Origin of the sequence: Variovorax sp. H27-G14, assembly GCF_046156345.1 — a bacterium.
In the GTDB taxonomy this organism is placed as follows: Bacteria; Pseudomonadota; Gammaproteobacteria; order Burkholderiales; family Burkholderiaceae_C; genus Variovorax.
In genome coordinates this window covers 101,265-117,206 of sequence record NZ_JAYLVN010000015.1, presented here as the reverse complement: position 1 = coordinate 117,206, position 15,942 = coordinate 101,265, and the positions used below count along the sequence as shown (strand labels likewise).

Below are 15,942 nucleotides of genomic sequence, written 5' to 3'. Positions count from 1 at the left end.
ATGCCATGAAGTTCAAGAGCAAAGTCATCTACACCTCGCACCTCGACACGCCGCTGGGTGGCATCACCATGGCAGCCACCGACCTGGGTCTGGCCGGCGTCTGGTTCGACCAGCAGCGCCACTGGCCCGACACCACCGGCTGGATCACGCAGCACGACCACCCCGCTCTGGTGGAAGCGGCCGCGCAGTTGCGCGACTATTTCGCCGGCAAACGCGAGCGCTTCGACATGACGCTCGACCTGTCGCACGGCACCGCCTTCCAGCAAAGCGTGTGGCAGCAGTTGCTGGCCATTCCGGCCGGCGCCACCACCAGCTACGGCGCGCTCAGCGTGAACGTGGGCAACCCGACGGCCGTGCGCGCAGTGGGTGCGGCCGTGGGGCGCAACCCCATCAGCGTGATCGTGCCCTGCCACCGCGTGGTGGGCGCCAACGGCTCGCTGACCGGTTACGCTGGCGGGCTCGACCGCAAGACCGCGCTGCTCGAACTCGAGAAGGCGCTCTGAGCATTCCCAGACCCAGCAGAACCCAAGACGCATGACGACAACCAACAACAACACCGCAGCGGCCAAGCCCGTGTCACCCTCCGCCTGGCTCATCGACCTGGTGCTGCTGGGCGCGCTCTGGGGCGCATCTTTTCTGTTCATGCGCATTGGCGCGGCCGAGTTCGGTGCGCTGCCCACGGCCGCGGTGCGCGTGGGCATTGCCGCGCTGTTCCTGCTGCCTATCGCGCTGCTGCGCGGCCAGGGGCCGTCGCTGGCGAAACACTGGAAGGCGAGCTTCGCGGTCGGCGTCTTCAACTCGGGCATGCCGTTTGCGCTGTTCTGCTTCGCGCTGCTTACCATCAACACCGGCCTTGCCGCCGTGCTGAACGCCACGGTGCCGATGTTCGGCGCGCTGGTGGCGTGGGCCTGGTTTCGCGAGCGCCCGTCGGGCTCGCGCATGCTCGGACTGGTGATCGGCTTTGCCGGCGTGGCCATGCTGGCCAGCCGCAGCGCCGGCCTGCAGACGGGTGCCAGCGACCATGCGGCGCTCCTCGCGGTGCTCGCCTGCCTGGGCGCCTGCCTGTGCTACGGCATCTCGGCCAGCGCCACGCGCGCGCACCTGAGCGGCGTGCCCGCGCTCACCACCGCCACGGGCAGCCAGCTTGGCGCCACGCTGTTCCTGGCCATTCCAGCCTTCTGGCTGTGGCCCGCGCAAATGCCCAGCCTGCGTGCCTGGCTCGCGCTGCTGGCGCTCGGCGTGGCCTGCACCGGCGTGGCGTACATCCTGTTCTTTAGGCTGATCGCGCGCGCCGGTCCGGCACGCGCGCTGACCGTGACCTTTCTGGTGCCGGTGTTCGCGCTGTTCTACGGCGCGGTGTTTCTCGACGAGCGCATCACGCAGTGGATGCTGATCTGCGCGGCGGTCATCGTGTGCGGCGTGGCACTGTCCACCGGCATCGTCAAGTTCCGCCTGCCGCGCAAGGCCTCGGCCTGAACTTGCGGCCCTGCGTGACGTGCGGTCCGCGGGTCGCCTACATGGCCCCCGCGACCACGTTCACCGACAGGGCCAGCACCAGCATGTTGAACGCGAAGGCCATCACGCTGTGCAGCAGCGTGATGCGCCGCATCTCGCGCGAGGTGGCCTGCACGTCGGACACCTGCGACGTCATGCCGATCACGTACGCGTAGTAGAGAAAGTCGAAGTAGTCGGGCGCGTCGTCCTTGCCCGGAAAGTCAAGTCCGCCGTCGGGCCTCCCGCCCTTCTGGTCGAGGTAGTAGCGGTGCGCGTAGTGAAAGGCGTAGATCGTGTGCATCATCAGCCACGACCCCGTGAGCGCCACCAGCCCCAGCGCCACATGCGCCGCGCGCGCCCAGCCGCTCAGGTCCTTCACCTGCTGCAGCAGCATGGCGATGGCCACCACGCTCATGGCCACGACCACCAGCATCGAGAACAGGATGACGAAGTTGGGTTGGTCCAGTTGCTGCGCGCGCTCGCGGGTCTGTTTTGCGTCGAAGGTGTCGGCCAGCCACCAGGTGAGCACCTGGTACACCAGCACCCCCACGCACCACGCCGTCAGCCCGCGCGCCATGTTGCTCATGGCCACCGGCATGAGGGCCGCGACCACCGCCGCGCCGGAGAGAGTGCCGTACAGCAGCCGCTGGCGGCCGGTGGTGGTGGAGAGGTGCTTGAGCATGCGCCACTGTAGCGGCTGGCCTTGCGGGTCGAGACGCAGCGCCGTCGAAAAAGTCCTACACGCTGATCCTCCGTTCGCGCATGCGAGGCGGGGTTCGAGGCGCCTATCGTGTCACCCGTTCACAGGGAGTTGCGCCCGCAAGCACAGCGCCAGAAGCCACAGGCTCGCGGCCATTCTTACTACGTGCCAAGGCAGTCACATTTCTTCTTCAATCCACCCAGGTCATCAAGGACTTCTTTCATGCTGCTTCGCTCCCGCCCCTTCGAACGGACCGCAAGAATCGCCGCACGCGGCGCGTGGGGTGCCGTGGTCGGCACCGGCTTTCTCCTGGCAGCCGCGCCCGCCCTGGCCGACCCCTCGCCCGCGCTCGATCGCTTCAGCTTTTCCGTGGGCGCGTTCAACGCCGACCCCAAGTTCAACGCCTCCGTCGGCACGCCTTACGGCCCGCTGCAGTCGGGCGACATCAAGCCGGGCCGCGTGACCATGCCGCGCGTCACGGCTGACGTGCTGCTGGGCGACAGCCAGGGCATTTCGTTCGACTACTACCAGTACAAGCGCGACTACACGGGCAACGTGGCCAACACCACGTCGTTCGGCAACTTCGGCACGCTGAACACCTTCGGCAATGCCAGCGTGAACACCAAGCTCGACTTTGCCAAGCTGTCATACAAGTGGTGGATCGGTTCGGGCAACACCGTGCTGGGCCTGGGCGCCGGTGCCGCCTACTACCGCGCAACGCTGGGCACCAGCGCGCTGGCCTCGGTGAACGGCCAGGTCGGCACCCTGAGCAACAGCGCCAGCGACAACGCCATCGCACCCTTGCTCGAAATTGGCGTGCGCCACGCCATCACGCCCGACCTGCGCCTGTTCGCCGACGCCTCCGGCGTGTGGAAGAACGGCGGCAGCTTCCACGGCAGCATCTACAACGCGTCCGCCGGTGTCGAGTGGTTCCCCGTCAAGAACATCGGCCTGGTGCTCTCCTATGGCGTGACGAACATCGACCTGACCCGCGACGCCGGCGCGGCAGACGCGCGGCTGAAGGTGCGTCTGCAAGGGCCGTCGGCGTTCCTCAAGGCGCGCTTCTGAGCCTGCTGTAGACCTTCCCCAGGCCTGTGTGCAGTGCACGCCGCCCTGCGTAGCCAGTCTTCGCAAGACGTGGTGCGGGCGCCAGCCTTAGGCTGCGCCCCATCACAGAAGACCGGAGACACAGAGCATGCCTGCAGCCACCACGGGCCTCGCGCCCTCCCCCGCGCTAGCCGATTCTCAAGGCCAGATTTCGCGCATCTCGCGCATTGCGCTGGGCGACGTCATCCATCGCTCCGCGCGCCGCTTCGGCGCACGCACCGCGCTCATCGAGGGCGAGCACCGCATGTCTTACGGCGAGCTCGACGCCGCCACCAACCGCTTCGCGCACCACCTGCTGGGCCTCGGCCTGCCCAGTGGTGCGCGCGTGGGCATGCTGTGCAACAACTCCATCCAGATGGTGGTGGCCATGCTGGGCATTCAGAAAGCGGGGCTGGTGTGGGTGCCGATCAACACAGCGCTGGCCGTGGATGCCATCGGCTACATCCTTGCGCATGCCGAGGTGCGCCACCTGGTGATCGACACCGCGCTGCATGCCAAGCCCGCGCTGCGCGCCCTGCTCGACGACACGGGCGTTGCGCCGCTGCTGTGCGTGCTCGACGGCGACACGCCACCGGCCGGCATTCCCACCGTGGCCCAAGCCATTGCGCAGGGCCCGCAGACGCTGCCTGACGTGGCCATCGACAGCGGCCAGCTCGCGCTCATCATGTACACCAGCGGCACCACCGGGCGCCAGAAGGGCGTGATGCACTCGCATGCCTCGGTGCATTCGGTGCTGCTGAGCAACATGGTCGAGTGGGGCAGCAGCCCCGAGCGCGCGGACGTGTGGAGCAGCGTGCTGCCGTTGTTCCATTGCGGGCAGCACACGGTGCTGATGTCGGCGCTGGCGGTGGGCGGCACGCTGGTGATATTGCGCGGCTTCGACCCCGGCGCGGTGCTGGGCGCCATCGAGCGCCACCGCATCAGCGTGATGGTCGGCTTGCCGATGATGTACGGCGCGCTGCTGGCCCAGCCGCAGCGCGCGGCGCGCGACCTGTCGAGCCTGCGGTTGTGCGTGTACGCAATGGCACCGATGTCGCGCACGTTGCTGCTGCGGCTGCTCGACGAGTTTTGCCCCAATTTCGCGTTGGTGTCGGGCCAGACCGAGATGTACCCCGGCGCCACCATCTTCGAGGCGCACGAGCAGCGCAAGCGCTTCGGTTCGTACTGGGGCGTGGGCACGTTGGTGAACGAGGTGTCGGTGATGGGCGACGACGGCGCGTTGCTCGGGCCGAACGAGGTCGGCGAGATCGTCTTTCGCGGCCCCAACGTGATGCTGGGTTACTACAAGGACCCGGAGGCCACGGCCAATGCGCAGCGTTTCGGTTGGCACCACTCGGGCGACCTGGGCAAGCTCGACGATGACGGCCAGCTCATCTTTCTGGACCGGTTGAAGGACATGGTGAAGTCGGGCGGGGAGAACGTGGCGTCGATCAAGGTGGAAGAGGTGCTGTTGCGCCACCCTGGTGTGATGAACGCGGCGGTGGTGGGTTTGCCGCACGACCATTGGGGCGAGGCGATCACGGCTTTTGTGACGCGTCGGCCTGATGCGCAGTCGCCCCTTACCGAGGCCGAACTGGCCGCGCACTGCAAGGCGCACCTGGGGGGCTTCGAGGTGCCCAAGGAGATCGTTTTTCTGGAGGCGTTGCCGATGACTTCTACGGGGAAGATTCAGAAGTTCGAGCTTCGGCAGGTGCATCGTGGGTATTACTCGCGGCGTTGATGTTTGACGTGCGTTGTTCAGGGCGACGCTCACGCCGACGGGGTGCTCCCCTCCGCGAATGTCCCCCGGGGCTTCGCCCCTCCTCCTTTATTTCGCTGCGGGGAGCACCCCATCGACGTGAGCGAGTTCAGAGCGGTGGTCGATCAGCCGCACACCGTCAGCGGGGTCGTTGCTCAGAGCAGTCGTTGATCAGCGAGCACCAGCAGCGTGCCCAGGTGCACAGGGCGTCGGGTGCTCCACGCAGCGAAATAAAGGAGGAGGCGAAGCCGGGGGACATTCGCGGAGGGGAGTACCCGGCGGCCTGTGCACACGCCCTGAAGAAAGTGCCCTGAACAAAGCACCATGAACAAAGCCCCCTAAAAGCTAAACCGCAGAAGCAATCAAAGCCGCACGCACATCCTTCTTCAGCACCTTGCCCACCTTGGAGCGCGGCAGGTCGAGCCACACCTCGATCTGCTTGGGCGCCTTCACGCTGCCGATCCGGGCCTTCACGAACGCCTTGATGTCGTCCACGTCCACCTGCCGCCCGCTGTGGAGCTGCAACACCGCCACCACACGCTCACCCCACTTCTCGTCAGGCAGGCCGACCACCGCACTGTCCTGCACATCGGGGTGCTGCATCAGCGCCTGCTCCACCTCCGCGGAGTACACGTTGAAGCCACCGGAAATGATCATGTCCTTGGCACGGTCCACGATGTACAGGAACCCGTCGACATCAACATAGCCAATGTCGCCCGTGTGATGCCAGCCATGGCGCGAGGCCTCCTCGGTGGCACGCGGGTCCTTGTAATAGCCCTGCATCACCAACGAGCCGCGCACCACGATCTCGCCAGTCTCCGCAGCAGGCAACAACACGCCCTCACCGTTCATCACCCCCACCTGCACCAGCGGACCAGGTCGCCCCGCCGACGACAGGCGATGCACCGCCACCGTGCCGTCGGCGTTGAAGTGCTCGCGCGGCGACATCATCGAGATCATCATCGGCGCCTCGGTCTGGCCGAAGAGCTGCGCCATGACAGGGCCGATTTTTTGCAGCGCCTCTTCGAGCCGCGCGGCCGACATCGGCGCCGCGCCATACCAGAAGCATTGCAGCGAATCGAGCCTGGCCGTGGCCAGCAGCGGATGCTGCAGCAGCATGTAGATCAGCGTGGGCGGCAAAAAGGTGTGGGTGATGCCGTGCTGCTCGATCAGCCCGAGAAACTCGCCCAGCTCCGGCTTGGGCATGATCACCACCCGCCCACCCATCGCCATCACCGGCAGACACAACACACCCGCCGCGTGCGTGAGCGGCGCAAGCGCCAGGTAAGCAGGCCGGCCCTCGAAGGGATAACCCATCAAGGTCAGCGCCGACATCGCCTCCAGGTTGCGCCCCGAAAGCATCACGCCCTTGGGTTGCCCGGTGGTGCCGCCGGTGCCCGCGATCATGGCCACGTCGTCGGGCGGCGTGATGTCCAGGGGCGAGTCGTCCAGGCCCTCCAGCCATTCGTCCAGCGAGGGCGCGAAGGCCTGCGGCTCACTGAGGCAGACCAGCGCCCGCAGCTTGGGCAGTTGCGAGCGCATCTGCTCGACCATGGGCGCGTAGTTGCCGTGAAAGAGCAGGCACGCGCAATCGAAGGCGTCGAGCACGAAGGCGTTTTCGCTCGCCTCGTTGCGCGGGTTGACCGGGCACCACACGCAGCCCGCGCGCGAAATGCCGAACACGGTGGCGAACGCCATCGCGTCGTTGCTCGAGAGCACGGCCACCTTGTCCCCCGGCCGCACACCGGCGCGCTGCAGGCCGCGCGCCACGCGCCAGCTGATGCGCTGCACCTGGGCGTAGCTCAGGTCGGTGTCGCCCAGGGTCAGACACGGCGAATGGGCGCCCAGCTGGGCACCCTTGTCGAGGTAGTCGACGAGGCGCATGGCCGTCAGCCCAGCCGCGTCAGCACGGGCTCCTGCACCAACCCGAAGCTGCGCAGCGCACCCAGCAGCTCGCGATGCCCGAAGGCCTGACAACCCGAGGCAAAGCCGGCGCGGCGCGGCGCCTGTTGCAGCAGCGAGGCCGCCGCATAGGCCTGCAGCAAGCCGGTCTGCTTGTAGTTGCAGTTGCCGAAGATCACGCAGTGCACACGGCCCAGCGGACCGGAGGCATGCACCGAATCGACCGACTTGTTGATGCGCGGGTTCTCGCGCGGCGGCATGGTGTTCATCACGCTCGATGCCGTCTTGGACAGCGCGGCATAGCGGTCGTCTTCGTTCATGCCCTCGGTGGCCTTGAGCGCGGCGGCCACGATCTGCGGCACGCCCTGCATCAGCGCCTTGTTGAACACGCCGCCCAGCACCTTCACGTTGGCCACGCGCGGATCTCGCTTGAACCACACGGGGTGCGACGTGCCGCCCCAGGGCAGCGCCAGCGCCGCCTCGTGCTGGCCCGGAATCGACAGGTGGTACAGACCGGCGTCGGGTTGCCATTCCACGTACTCGTTCTGCTCCAGGTAGTAGGCCTTCGAGGTGGCCGCGTTCACCAGAATGGTCTGGGTGGACGCGATGGTCGGGCTGCCGCCCCAGAACACGGCGATGTCCAGCGTGTCGAGCCCGGGCGTCTCAAGGCACAGCTGCGCGGCAATTTCGCCGGTGGTGTACATGTGCGCCAGGCCCGGCGACAGCAGCAGACCGGCGGCGGCAAATTTGGCGCCGTAGGCCTGCTCTAGCGTGATGAGCCAGTCCTGCTCGCCCGTGGTGTCGGTGTAGTGGCAGCCGGCGGCCAGGCAGGCCTCGACCACCTCGGTGCCGAACCTGGCGAAGGGCCCCACGGTGTTGAGCACGACCGATGCACCGGTGAAGAGCTCGGTGAGCGCGGCCACCGAATGCGCGACCTCCACCACATCGTGGCTCGCGGTTTCGATGCCGGGCACGTGGGACTTCATGGCATCGTCCACCTTCTGCGCGCTGCGGCCCGCGGCAATGAAGGGGATGTTGTACTCGCGCAGGTACTCGCAGACCAGGCGCCCGGTGTAGCCGGAGGCGCCGTAGACGACGACGGGTTTGTTCTTCTTGCTCGTGCTGTTGTTCATGCTGTTGCTCATGCTGTGTCTCCTTGGTGTTCGTGTGTTCACATGCCCATGCCGCCGTCCACCGCCAGGCCCGCGCCGGTGATGAAGCGGGCCGCGTCGCTGCACAGGAAGACCACCACGTCGGCCATGTCGCCGACCTCGCCCAGGCGCCCGAGCGGTGTCTGCGCAATGACGTCGCCCACGGCCGCTTCCACGCTGGGCGCCAGCCCCGCGGCCACGATGTCGTTGGCCAGCTTCATGCCCATGTCGGTGGGCACCAGGCCCGGGTAGATGCAGTTCACGCGCACGCCGTAGCCCAGCTTGCCGGACTCCATGGCCGCCACGCGCGTGGCGCGGTCCACGGCCGACTTGGTGGCCGAGTAGCCCGCGATGGCCGGGAACGCGATGGTGGCCGCGACCGAAGCGATGTTCACCACCGCCCCGCCCCCGTTCGACATGCCCGAGATGCCACCAGGGCGCATCGCGCGAAACGCGTGCTTCATGCCCAGCAGCGTGCCGGCCACGTTCACGTCGAGCATGCGGCGCAGGTCGTCGCCGTTCACGTCGATCACCAGCGAGGTGATCTCGATGCCCGCGTTGTTCACGAGGATGTCGAAACCGCCCAGCTCCTTCACGGTGGTTTCGGTGGCGCACGCCCAGTCGGCGTCCTGGGTGACGTCCAGCGGCACGAAGCCCACCTTCGCCCCCGACGCTGACAACCGCAAAGCGGTTTCCCGCCCCAGGTCGGCGAGCACGTCGCCGATCATCACCGCGGCACCCGCTGCCGCCAGCGCTTCGGCAATGCTTGCGCCAATGCCGCGCGCACCGCCCGTCACGAGCGCCTTGCGCCCTTTCAAGTCGAACTTGGCCATCGCTTGTCTCCTGTCAGTATGTTTATGAGATGGAGCGGTCATGCTAGAAATCGACTTGACGGGTGTCAAGATTTTTTCTTGACACATGTCCAGGTTTCAGAAAAATGGCATCCGTACCAAGCCGGATGCGGGTTCTCCCGCTTGCGTGCTATGGTTTGCGGCAACGCAGAACACACCAAAGAACACACGGTCGGCAGGCAGGCGACCAGGCTTTCAATGACGACACATCAACGGGTCAGCAAACACACAGCGCGGGTGCCCAAGGCACGTGTCGACAAGTTCTCCGAGCGGCGCGCCGAACTCGGTGAAGCCGCACTCACCACACTGGCCGCGCTCGGCTATGCGCGCACCAGCCTGCGCGAGATTGCGCAGAACTCCGAGTTCTCGCACGGCGTGCTGCACTACTACTTCAGCGACAAGGTCGACCTGATCATCTGCAGCGTGAAGCAGTACAAGGCGCGCTGCGTCACGCGCTACGACCACGCGGTGGAAGGCGCCACCACCTACGACGAGCTCATGGAAGGCTTCCTGCAGAGCCTTGGCGACACATTGCGCGACGAAGGCCATGTGCACCGCCTGTGGTACGACCTGCGTTCGCAGGCGTTGTTCGAGGAGGCTTTTCGCGCCGATGTCGTGCAGATCGACAAGAGCCTGGAAGACATGATCTGGCGCATCATGAGCCGCTTTGCCGAGCTCTCGGGCGCGCCGAGCGGCATGCCGCCATCGGCCACTTACGCGCTGTTCGATGGGCTCTTTCAACAGGCGCTGCTCAAGCACCTGTCGGGCGATGCCACCGCCATCGATGCCATGAAGACCGACGTGCGCCAGGCCATCTCGCGCCTGTTCGCGGCACCTGTCGCTGCACCCACCACGTTGGTCACGTCGGTCAAGGCCCCCCGCAAGCCCCGCGCTTGAAGCGAAAGGTCTCCGGTCGCGCGCTGCGAGGGTGCAGCTTGCGGCCGGTGAGTCTGGGGCTGCTGTATCGAGGTTCTCGGCAAGAGCTATCGAGGGCGGTAGCGCGCTCACGCCGACGGGGTACCTTGCTCCGCGAATGTCCCCCGGGGCTGCGCGCTACCGCCTCTCCTCCTTTGTTTCGCTGCGCAAGGCACCCCATCGGCGTGAGCGTGTCAGTGCTCTGGTTGATCGAGCGGAACAACAGCCGCGCTTCTCGTGCGAATGAGGTCGGGTGGTCCCCGCAGCGAAATAAAGGAGGAGGGGCGCAGCCCCGGGGGACATTCGCGGAGGGGACCACCCGGCCTCATTCGCACGCGCCCTGAACACCCGGCCCAACAACCTGCCCCGACAACCTGCCCCGACAACTTTCCCAGGACTAGAGACGTTGTCGCGGCCAGCGTGCCCGCAATTCCATGCGCGCACGCCGCGCCGCGCAGCCGGGCAGAATCCGGCGCTTGGCCGCCCCTCATCCAGGAACAAGGAACATCCATGACCGATCTCTCGCACTTTCCCATCACGAAAAAGTGGCCCGCCCAGCACCCCGAGCGCCTGCAGCTTTATTCGCTGCCCACGCCCAACGGCGTGAAGGTGTCGATCATGCTGGAGGAAACCGGCCTGCCCTACGAAGTGCACCTGGTGAGCTTCGAAACACAGGACCAGATGTCGCCCGAGTTCCTGTCGCTCAACCCGAACAACAAGATCCCGGCCATCCTCGACCCCGACGGTCCGGGCGGCAAGCCGCTGCCGCTGTTCGAATCAGGCGCCATCCTCATGTACCTGGCGGAGAAAACCGGCCAGTTCATTCCGCAGGACGCCGCAGGTCGCTATGAAACCCTGCAATGGGTGATGTTCCAGATGGGCGGCATCGGCCCCATGTTCGGCCAGCTCGGCTTCTTCAACAAGTTTGCCGGCAAGGACTACGAAGACAAGCGCCCGCGCGACCGCTACGTGGCCGAGTCCAGGCGCCTGCTGGGCGTGCTCGACAAGCACCTGGCCGACCGCGCCTGGATCATGGGCAACGACTACACCATTGCCGACATCGCCACCTTCCCGTGGATCCGCAACCTGGTCGGCTTCTACGAAGCTGGCGACCTGGTGGGCTTCAAGGACTTTGCGAACGTGGCGCGCGTGCTCGAAGCCTTCGTGGCGCGCCCCGCGGTAACCCGGGGCCTGAACATTCCCAAGCGCGGCTGACCGTTCAGTTGTTGGCCGACAGATCCATCAGCATGCGCGAGAGCAGGTAGAGCCTAGGCACCACGCTCTCTACCTCCGCATACTCCTCCGGCGTGTGGATGCCACCACCCACGATGCCGAAGCCGTCGAGCACCGGAATGCCGACGCCGGCCACCAGGCTCGCGTCGGCCGCGCCGCCGCTGCTCTCGATGGTCAGCTTCTTGCCGATCTCCGCGTAGATGCCCTCGGCCATCTTCACCAGCTTGTCGGACGAAGGCAGGCGCGGCATGGGCGGCAGGCCGCGGCTCAGGCGCACGCGCACCTCGGTCTCGGGAATGAGCTTGTTCTGCGCGATGCGCACCATGTCCTTTTCGACGCGGTCGAACTCCTCGGGCGTGGCCACGCGCACATCGGCCTTGGCACTGGCCGCCGCCGGAATCACGTTGGTCGGGCCGTTGGCCGTGAGCACGGTGAAGTTGACCGTGGTCTTCTTCGCGGCGTCTCCCGTCTTCGACAATTGCAGCACCTGGTGCGCCAGCTCCATCGCCGCGTTGCGGCCGGCCTCTGGCGCCACGCCCGCATGCGCGGCCACGCCCTTCACTTCGAGCAGCGCGGTGGCCGAGCCCTTGCGCTCCACCACCAAGCCGTCGGCCGGGCGGCCCGGCTCCAGGTTGAGCGCCACGTCGTGCTGCTTGGCAATGCGCTCGATCAGCGCGCTGGTGCCCACCGAGCCGACCTCTTCGTTGGTGTCGAGCAGAAAGGTGATCTGCCCATAGTCCTTGAAGCCGATCTGCTGCAGGATCTTCAGCGCATACAGGCCCGCCACCACGCCGCCCTTGTCGTCCATCACGCCCGGGCCGTAGGCGCGGCCGTCCTTGATGTAGAAGGGCTTGGCCGCGGCCGTGCCTTCCTTGAACACGGTGTCCATGTGCGCGAGGATCAGGATCTTCTTCTTGCCCTGTCCCGTCAGCGTGGCGACCACGTTGGTGCCCGGGTGCGGGTCGGCCGGAAAGGTCTCGATGCGCGCGCCAAGCTTGCGCAGTTCATCGACCGCCATTTCGCGCACCTTGTCCAGCCCCTCGGTGCTGGCCGAGCCCGAGTCGATGTTGACCATGCGCTCCAGCATCTTGAGCGCCTCGTCCTTGCTCTGCGTGGCCGCGTCCAGCGCGCCCTGGTGCGGCTTCTGGGCCATGGCATTGCCTGCGAGCAACGCACAGGCCAACACGGCGCCGTGGCAGGCGCTGCGCGCCAAGCGGCGGGAGTGGGTCGGCAGGGAGAAAGTCGAGGCGATGAGGCGCGTGCGAGTCGTCATGTGTTCCGTTCTTATGGGCTGTCGAAAATGGTCGGCAAGGGTCGTAAGGGCCGCGGCAGGCTATCACCCGCGCCGCGAACGGGTCAAGCCGCTGGCTACACTGACAGCGTTAGATTTACCCCCACCGATTGAACACAGCGACACAATGCGAATCCAGCGCGACCAGATCATCGCCACCGCCCTGGTGCTGCTCGACGAGCACGGGCTCGACGGCCTCACGATGCGCGCGCTGGCACAGGCCCTGCAGGTGCAGGCGCCTTCGCTCTACTGGCACTTTCCCAACAAGAAGGCACTGATCGACGGCATGGCCGACGCGCTGGTCGAGGGCGTGGCGCGCACGCCGGCCGAGGGCCTGCCGTGGCAGGACGCGGTGTGCGCGGTGGGTCAGCAGCTGCGCCAGGGCCTGCTGGCGCACCGCGACGGCGCGCGCGTGTACGCGGGCACCTACGTCACCTCGGACAACACACTGCGCATGGGCGAGGCCATGCTGGCGCCGCTGCTGGGCGCGGGCGCCAGCCACAAGCTCGCGTCGTGGGGGGCCTTCGGCATGATGTATTACGTGCTCGGCTTCGTGATGGAAGAGCAGGCGCTGTGGCCCGCGGACGGCATGGACGCGGTCGAGAACAAGGCGGAATTCCTCGCGCTGTCGAGCGGCAAGTTTCCTGCTGTCTTCGCATGCGCCGACGCGCTGTTCCACACCGACGTGGAAGAGCGTTTCGCGCTCGGCCTTGACGTGTTCATTGCCGGCCTGGCCGACCGCATCCGGGCCTCGAAAAAGAAATAGCGCAGCGGGCGCGCCCGCTCAGTCGAGCCCGCTCTTGCCTGGCGCCCAGTAGGCCTTGGCCTTGATGCGCCGCGCCTCGATGCCCTGTGCCTTCAGCGCGCGGCCCATCTGCCGGATGGACGACGCCTTGCCGGTCAGCACGTACTGCGTGCTGGCGTCCGAAGGCGTCAGCATCGCCGACTGCAGCTCGGCAAGGTGCGAGTCGTCGGTGCGGCGCTCCATCAGCGCCAGCGGCTGGATGCCGAGCGCTTGCAACACCTGCAGCGACTCTGCAATGGCGCCCACTTCGAACACGGCGCGAGCGCTCCCCTGCAGACCCAGCGACGCCACGAGGCCGAACGAAGTCTCGTCACCGAAGACCACGCTGGTCACCGGCGGCGGCGCCAGGTCGAGCGAGCGGCGCGGGCCGAACACCTGCAGCGCATCGCCCCGGCCAGTGCGGCACACCCAGTTGCTGCCCGGCCCCTCGCCATGCGCGAAGGCCACGATGCGGGTCACGCCGCGCGCGGCGTCCCAGCGCATGGGCGTGTAGGTGCGCGTCATGAAGCCGCCGTCGAGTTTGATCTGCACCTTCTGGCCGGGCGACCATTGGTTGCCCTCGAAGGTCACGCCCTCCAGGTCGATGAGCCGGAAGCGCGCCGACAGCGTGGTGGCAGAGATGACGCGCGCCGGGCGCAAGAACAAGCGTGTGAGCGTGCGTTCCACAAGCCCTGGCGCGGCAGCGTTTGGCTGTGCAACGTTTGGGGGTGCTTCGCGGGCGGTGTTGGAAGAAGACATGAGCAACTCTTTGAACAGCGGAAGAGGTGGAGGCCGAGGAACCTGACGGCGTTAGATTGAAAACCGATCGTAATCTAACAACGTTAGTTTTTCTATTACCTCACTGGAGACATGGCCGTCGCCAACGCAACACAGCCATGCAATTGGCTAACAATTCAGTGATACACTTCAATAGGAATAGTTCTTATTCACTCCTCCCGAGACATCCCGCACCGAGCCGTCAACGCGCTCGGAAGAAGGGTCTTGGGGTCCATCGTCGATGCTTGCGAGAAGGCGGCCGGATGCGCGACCTCGTTCAGGAACTGGTAGCTCACTATGCGGACCTGCGCCGACAGCTCACCCGCGACCTGAGAGACCCGCATTACGCGGCCGACATCGCGCAGTCCAGCTTCGAGCGGGTGTATTCGGCGGCGCTGAAGTCGCGTGGCGGCCCGTCCGCCACGCCAGGCATGCCAGGCATGCCAGGCACGCCCGGCGTGCATGAAGCCATCGAGTCGCCCCGCGCCCTGCTCTTTCGCGTGGCACGCAACCTGTGCATCGACGACGCTCGCCACCGAAAGGTGGCGCAGGAGTGGGCCGGCGCGCACGCCGACGTCGGCATGCACCAGACGGCCCAGTCCAGCGAATACGTGGTTGCCCAGCAGCGCGTGCTCGCACGCGTGGTGGAGACCATGGAAAAGCTCCCGCCGCGCCGGCGCGAAGTGTTCCTGCTCTTTCGTGCCTACGGCCACACGCGCGCCGAAATCGCGCAGCGCCTGAACATCACCGAAATGGCTGTGGCCAAGCACATGCTGCGCGCCACCATCGACTGCTCGCGCGTGTTCGCGCAACTGCGCGCCGAACTGATCGAGCCGCAGGTGCTGGCGAACCGCCAGGGCTTCGACGCGGCGCTGGCGGAAGATTTTTCGTGAGCGGCGGGATGGCAATGGGCGCACCGCGCGAACGACTGGTCGAACGCGCCCTGGCGCTGATCCTCGAAGGCGAAATGGCACCCGGCGATGCCGCGGACCCGGCCCGCACGGCGCTCAACCAGTGGCGCGTCAAGTCGAACGAACATGCAGCGGCCGTGCAGGAAGCACGCCAACGCTGGAGCGCCCTGGGCGGCATGGCGCACGACCTGCGCGCGCACTTCGACGAACCCGCAGGCCCGCTGATGGCCAACGCGGCGGCCGCGGCCTCCGCGACCGCATCGTCCAGCCAGCGGCAGCAGCAGCGCCGCAAGATGCTGTTCAGCGTGGCGGGCCTGCTGGGCGCCGGGTTGGTGGCGGGACGCGGCGTGCAGTGGTATTGGCAGCAGCCGGTGTTTCGCTCGGCCTACCAGACGCGCACCGCGCAGATGCTGAAGGTGACACTGGTGGATGGGCGCGAGGGGAGCGGGCATGCAGGCAGCCAGCTCGACCTGGCACCGCAGAGCGCCATCGACGTCACGCTGTATCGCCAGCGCCGCTTCGTCGACATGGCACGCGGCGAGGTGCGCTTCGAGGTGTCTCCAGACAGCGACCGCCCGTTCGAGGTGCACACGCGCAGCGCCACCATCGAGGTGGTCGGCACCGCTTTCACCGTGCGCGACCGCGGCGGCCCTGTGACCGTGGGCGTGGAACACGGCCATGTGCGGGTGCGTCTGGCGCCGCGCCGCGGGCCCGGCGGCACGCAGGGCAGCATGCAGGGCGACGTGATCGACCTGCGCAAGGGCGACCTGCTCGAGATCGACGGCGACGGCCACGCCAGCACCGTGCGCCAGACCGACACGGCCGCGCTGTCCGCGTGGCGCAGCGGTTGGCTGGTGTTCGAGAACACGCCGCTGGGCGACGCGCTTGCCGCCATCAACAGCTACCGCGCGCAGCCCATCGTCACGACCAACACGCGCATCGACGCCATGCGACTCTCGGGGCGTTTTCGCACCAACGATTCCGACGGCCTGGTGGCCGTGCTTCCGACGATCCTGCCGCTTGCGAGCGAGCAGCGCGGCGACGGCAGCGTGGCCCTGCGGATGCGCTGAAGCGCACGCCGGGCCTGC

The 15,942-nt window shown here is 66.9% G+C and carries 15 protein-coding genes; 9 read left to right on the top strand and 6 right to left on the bottom strand.

Translation table 11 applies throughout. From position 1 onward, the window contains the following. The first annotated feature begins 5 nt into the window (after nt 1-5). Together VLK31_RS26915 and VLK31_RS26910 are read left to right on the top strand one after the other, a co-directional pair. Entirely contained in the window at nt 6-503 is a 498-nt protein-coding gene (locus tag VLK31_RS26915; RefSeq protein WP_409171536.1) for a methylated-DNA--[protein]-cysteine S-methyltransferase, read from the top strand. A 31-nt stretch (nt 504-534) separates the two neighbouring features. Continuing rightward, complete coding sequence (locus tag VLK31_RS26910; protein WP_409171535.1) at nt 535-1,476, top strand: DMT family transporter; 942 nt, start codon at nt 535-537, stop codon at nt 1,474-1,476. A 37-nt stretch (nt 1,477-1,513) separates the two neighbouring features. On the opposite strand, the gene VLK31_RS26905 is transcribed toward VLK31_RS26910, so the two are convergent. Beyond that, entirely contained in the window at nt 1,514-2,176 is a 663-nt protein-coding gene (locus VLK31_RS26905; protein ID WP_409171534.1) for a DUF1345 domain-containing protein, read from the bottom strand. Nucleotides 2,177-2,416: 240 nt separating this feature from the next. Here VLK31_RS26905 and VLK31_RS26900 point away from each other — a divergent pair, with 240 nt between their 5' ends. Together VLK31_RS26900 and VLK31_RS26895 are read left to right on the top strand one after the other, a co-directional pair. Further along, nucleotides 2,417-3,262: a hypothetical protein gene (locus VLK31_RS26900; protein ID WP_409171533.1), complete on the top strand. Its 846-nt coding sequence runs from the start codon at nt 2,417-2,419 to the stop codon at nt 3,260-3,262. Nucleotides 3,263-3,389: 127 nt separating this feature from the next. Further along, nucleotides 3,390-5,021, top strand: coding sequence for a class I adenylate-forming enzyme family protein (locus VLK31_RS26895; protein WP_409171532.1), 1,632 nt, complete (start codon nt 3,390-3,392; stop codon nt 5,019-5,021). A 363-nt stretch (nt 5,022-5,384) separates the two neighbouring features. Here VLK31_RS26895 and VLK31_RS26890 read toward each other — a convergent pair whose 3' ends face one another. From VLK31_RS26890 to VLK31_RS26880, 3 genes are read right to left on the bottom strand one after another with little or no spacing between them, the layout of a single operon-like run. Beyond that, entirely contained in the window at nt 5,385-6,923 is a 1,539-nt protein-coding gene (locus VLK31_RS26890) for an AMP-binding protein (RefSeq protein ID WP_409171531.1), read from the bottom strand. A gap of 5 nt (nt 6,924-6,928) precedes the next feature. Further along, complete coding sequence (locus VLK31_RS26885) at nt 6,929-8,086, bottom strand: DUF5938 domain-containing protein (RefSeq protein ID WP_409171530.1); 1,158 nt, start codon at nt 8,084-8,086, stop codon at nt 6,929-6,931. Nucleotides 8,087-8,112: 26 nt separating this feature from the next. Then, the gene (locus VLK31_RS26880) at nt 8,113-8,925 is read right to left on the bottom strand and encodes an SDR family NAD(P)-dependent oxidoreductase (RefSeq protein ID WP_409171529.1); all 813 of its coding nucleotides are present in this window, start codon (nt 8,923-8,925) and stop codon (nt 8,113-8,115) included. A gap of 216 nt (nt 8,926-9,141) precedes the next feature. On the opposite strand from VLK31_RS26880, the gene VLK31_RS26875 reads away from it, so the two are divergent. Continuing rightward, a complete protein-coding gene (locus tag VLK31_RS26875; RefSeq protein ID WP_409171528.1) occupies nt 9,142-9,840 on the top strand; it encodes a TetR/AcrR family transcriptional regulator in 699 nt (232 codons plus the stop codon). A gap of 528 nt (nt 9,841-10,368) precedes the next feature. After that, nucleotides 10,369-11,073 (top strand): glutathione S-transferase N-terminal domain-containing protein, encoded by a 705-nt coding sequence (locus tag VLK31_RS26870; protein WP_409171527.1) that lies wholly within the window; start codon nt 10,369-10,371, stop codon nt 11,071-11,073. Between the two features lie 4 nt (nt 11,074-11,077). On the opposite strand, the gene VLK31_RS26865 is transcribed toward VLK31_RS26870, so the two are convergent. Continuing rightward, the gene (locus tag VLK31_RS26865) at nt 11,078-12,364 is read right to left on the bottom strand and encodes a M20/M25/M40 family metallo-hydrolase (protein ID WP_409171526.1); all 1,287 of its coding nucleotides are present in this window, start codon (nt 12,362-12,364) and stop codon (nt 11,078-11,080) included. Nucleotides 12,365-12,509: 145 nt separating this feature from the next. Here VLK31_RS26865 and VLK31_RS26860 point away from each other — a divergent pair, with 145 nt between their 5' ends. Next, nucleotides 12,510-13,148 (top strand): TetR/AcrR family transcriptional regulator C-terminal domain-containing protein, encoded by a 639-nt coding sequence (locus tag VLK31_RS26860; RefSeq protein ID WP_409171525.1) that lies wholly within the window; start codon nt 12,510-12,512, stop codon nt 13,146-13,148. A gap of 18 nt (nt 13,149-13,166) precedes the next feature. On the opposite strand, the gene VLK31_RS26855 is transcribed toward VLK31_RS26860, so the two are convergent. After that, nucleotides 13,167-13,925, bottom strand: a complete 759-nt coding sequence (locus tag VLK31_RS26855) for a siderophore-interacting protein (RefSeq protein WP_409171524.1) — start codon at nt 13,923-13,925, stop codon at nt 13,167-13,169. Nucleotides 13,926-14,206: 281 nt separating this feature from the next. On the opposite strand from VLK31_RS26855, the gene VLK31_RS26850 reads away from it, so the two are divergent. Together VLK31_RS26850 and VLK31_RS26845 are read left to right on the top strand one after the other, a co-directional pair. Continuing rightward, entirely contained in the window at nt 14,207-14,836 is a 630-nt protein-coding gene (locus VLK31_RS26850) for an RNA polymerase sigma factor (protein WP_409171523.1), read from the top strand. Further along, a complete protein-coding gene (locus VLK31_RS26845) occupies nt 14,833-15,924 on the top strand; it encodes a FecR family protein (protein ID WP_409171522.1) in 1,092 nt (363 codons plus the stop codon). The genes VLK31_RS26850 and VLK31_RS26845 overlap by 4 nt, the downstream gene beginning before the upstream one ends. Nucleotides 15,925-15,942: the final 18 nt, after the last annotated feature.

Bases quoted from the DNA above. Each gene is read 5' to 3' on its own strand.
- VLK31_RS26915 (WP_409171536.1), top strand. From the start codon at position 6: ATGAAGTTCAAGAGCAAAGTCATCTACACCTCGCACCTCGACACGCCG.
- VLK31_RS26910 (WP_409171535.1), top strand. From the start codon at position 535: ATGACGACAACCAACAACAACACCGCAGCGGCCAAGCCCGTGTCACCC.
- VLK31_RS26905 (WP_409171534.1), bottom strand. From the start codon at position 2,176: ATGCTCAAGCACCTCTCCACCACCACCGGCCGCCAGCGGCTGCTGTAC.
- VLK31_RS26900 (WP_409171533.1), top strand. From the start codon at position 2,417: ATGCTGCTTCGCTCCCGCCCCTTCGAACGGACCGCAAGAATCGCCGCA.
- VLK31_RS26895 (WP_409171532.1), top strand. From the start codon at position 3,390: ATGCCTGCAGCCACCACGGGCCTCGCGCCCTCCCCCGCGCTAGCCGAT.
- VLK31_RS26890 (WP_409171531.1), bottom strand. From the start codon at position 6,923: ATGCGCCTCGTCGACTACCTCGACAAGGGTGCCCAGCTGGGCGCCCAT.
- VLK31_RS26885 (WP_409171530.1), bottom strand. From the start codon at position 8,086: ATGAGCAACAGCATGAACAACAGCACGAGCAAGAAGAACAAACCCGTC.
- VLK31_RS26880 (WP_409171529.1), bottom strand. From the start codon at position 8,925: ATGGCCAAGTTCGACTTGAAAGGGCGCAAGGCGCTCGTGACGGGCGGT.
- VLK31_RS26875 (WP_409171528.1), top strand. From the start codon at position 9,142: ATGACGACACATCAACGGGTCAGCAAACACACAGCGCGGGTGCCCAAG.
- VLK31_RS26870 (WP_409171527.1), top strand. From the start codon at position 10,369: ATGACCGATCTCTCGCACTTTCCCATCACGAAAAAGTGGCCCGCCCAG.
- VLK31_RS26865 (WP_409171526.1), bottom strand. From the start codon at position 12,364: ATGACGACTCGCACGCGCCTCATCGCCTCGACTTTCTCCCTGCCGACC.
- VLK31_RS26860 (WP_409171525.1), top strand. From the start codon at position 12,510: ATGCGAATCCAGCGCGACCAGATCATCGCCACCGCCCTGGTGCTGCTC.
- VLK31_RS26855 (WP_409171524.1), bottom strand. From the start codon at position 13,925: ATGTCTTCTTCCAACACCGCCCGCGAAGCACCCCCAAACGTTGCACAG.
- VLK31_RS26850 (WP_409171523.1), top strand. From the start codon at position 14,207: ATGCGCGACCTCGTTCAGGAACTGGTAGCTCACTATGCGGACCTGCGC.